General features: G+C 45.4%; 1 protein-coding gene. It reads right to left on the minus strand.

What is annotated here, in order from left to right:
- Window positions 1-1,671 precede the first annotated feature (1,671 nt).
- Window positions 1,672-1,806 carry a hypothetical protein gene (locus EIC27_RS07960; protein WP_276310349.1) on the minus strand — a complete coding sequence of 45 codons (135 nt, stop codon included), beginning with the start codon at window positions 1,804-1,806 and terminating at the stop codon, window positions 1,672-1,674.
- Window positions 1,807-2,464 lie beyond the last annotated feature (658 nt).

Consider the following 2,464-nt stretch of genomic DNA (forward strand, 5'->3'; position numbering starts at 1 on the left):
GACTGATTTCTAGTGGTAAATGACTCGTACGATTAGTTTTTTGCACGTTCTCCCCAAAATTTGACTATTTTAGCACCATAAATGGTGCTAAAATAGTCAAATTTTGGGGAGAACGTGCAAAAAACTAATCGTACGAGTCATTTACCACTAGAAATCAGTCCTAAAGTACGTAATTTCTACGAAATTGTGGTCTAAAAGGGGCCTCATCTGGGCCCATTTAAGGCCCATGGCGCAGTCAAATTACTTTGGCTTTAACATTTCCCTAAAGTGGCCTACGGCCACTTGCCCACTGGCCTTGGATTGGCCCCTGGAATGACGAGGCCACTGGCCAATGGCCGGGCGCCCATTTTCAGGCAGGGACTACTTCCTGGATTTCGTAACGAATTGCTGCTTTGCAGCAATTTCGTTACGAAATCCAGGAAGTAGTCCCATGCCGTACTTAGTGTAGTGCATGTGGCCACATGCTCTAGGCCACTGGCCTTTGGCCAGTGGCCGTGGTGAGTACGGCCTGGCCCAATGGGCCTTTGGCCCATTAGGCCAGGCCTTACGAACCCTGTATTGAACTATATGAGGCCTGGCCGAACCCTAAAATAAAACTAAAAGTACGGCATGATGGGCCTTTGGCCCATCATGCCGGGCTGCCCAAAGGGCAGCCCTCTATAGTCCAGTGGGGGAATTTCCAAGGAGCGTAGCGACTGGAAATTCCCCGCCTGTCAAGACCAGACTGGCCTTCGGCCAGTCCCGTACTAAAGTAACCGGTCTATAGAGGACTACTGGCCGTAGGCCAGTAGTCCGGCATAGGCTAGTGGCCTGAAAGGCCACTAGCCTATGCTCTAGGATGGCCTACGGCCATCCGTAGTGAGGGGTCAATGGGCCAAAGGCCCATTGCCCCGAACCTAGGAGTGGCCAAAGGCCACTCCTTTAGGATAAAACATAGTACGGCCCGTAACAAGTTGCCTTATAACGGAGTCTTTGAGCAGTCTGGAGCCCCTTGAAGGGGCTCCAGACTGCTCAAAGACTCCTAGAGCATGACCCAACTGGCCAAAGGCCAGTTGGGTCATGCCGGTCTAGTGGCCAAAGGCCACTAGACCTGGCTAAGGTAGAATAAAGTAAAAGATGTAAAGGTAGTGAAGCAAACGAGGTGAAGCCGAGTGCCGCAAGAAGTACTGGATACATGTGCGAGGTCTCAGCTCGAAGAGCTGGGGCCGTACGAAATTGGAGAATCCCAGTAAACTCATAGTAAAATGCCATAATACTCCTGGGGCCAATGGCAGTCAAAATATAGACGGACCAGTGGCCCTGTCCACTGGTCCTATGAAGTGGCCACTGGTCTATTTATAAGCAGGTCAGTCAAATTAATAACAACCCAGTCCAAATAAATACCAGGCCTCAACTCAAATAAGAAGCGCGCCCATCAATTAAAGGGCCAACCAGTGCTCAACCTGAGCAGTCAAAATCAGCGGTTGAGTCTAGACATAGAGCAGTCTGAAATGCTGGTCTTACAACTTCGTGAAAAGCATCTCAAGTCACTTTACTTAGTCCTACATAGTGACCAGTCTACTGAAATACCAAGTCGACCAACTTCGTGAATTCAAGTCAAGTCACATCAAGTGGACCATCTCAGCTCTCCTTTTAGATGAGGATGGGCCACTAATTGAAGTCGTCCTCATTTTATAAGCTTATTTGTATGAGATGTGTACAGAAATCATTGGTGCTTAGTTCTAATTTGGTAGGAATATCCTTAGATAGCATATTATCAACAAAGAAGACCTCATTTTCACTAGCTTTCCATGTTAATTCTTTCACTAGGGCTCATGTATCTAAATTAATTGGCCAGAGATTATTCTTCAAGACCTTATCAGCTCATCCTCTTGCTCTATTCGGTCTTAGCTTAATGTGGATCATCTCGGTATGTAGCTTGTATCTTAAGCTAAGGATTAGACAAGCGTCGACAGCAATTGCTTGTATATGTGCAAAGAGCTGTATTATGATCTTTGGGTGGTGCATATTGTTAGTTAGTGTGGTATCTGTGAAAAGAATAAAGTCTGCTGGTATAAAGTGTTTACTTATGATGTGTATGGCTACTGTAGCAACAATAATTTAGTTGGGAAATCCTCTCCTTCCTGAAAGGAAGGATTTTCCCTTATAACTCTTACTTATTTCTACTTAACTCTTACTAATTCTTACTCTTACTTACTTTTTACTTTTCCCGACCAATGCTTCGCATTGGCCCCTACAGATGTGGATTGGAAGTGGCCCATGGGCCACTGGAATGACGAGTAAAATAGCTACGAAATTGCACGATTTATTGGCCTATCAGACTGATTTCTAGTGGTAAATGACTCGTACGATTAGTTTTTTGCACGTTCTCCCCAAAATTTGACTATTTTAGCACCATAAATGGTGCTAAAATAGTCAAATTTTGGGGAGAACGTGCAAAAAACTAATCGTACGAGTCATTTAC

Origin of the sequence: Candidatus Aquarickettsia rohweri, assembly GCF_003953955.1 — a bacterium.
Classification (GTDB): Bacteria; Pseudomonadota; Alphaproteobacteria; order Rickettsiales; family Midichloriaceae; genus Aquirickettsia; species Aquirickettsia rohweri.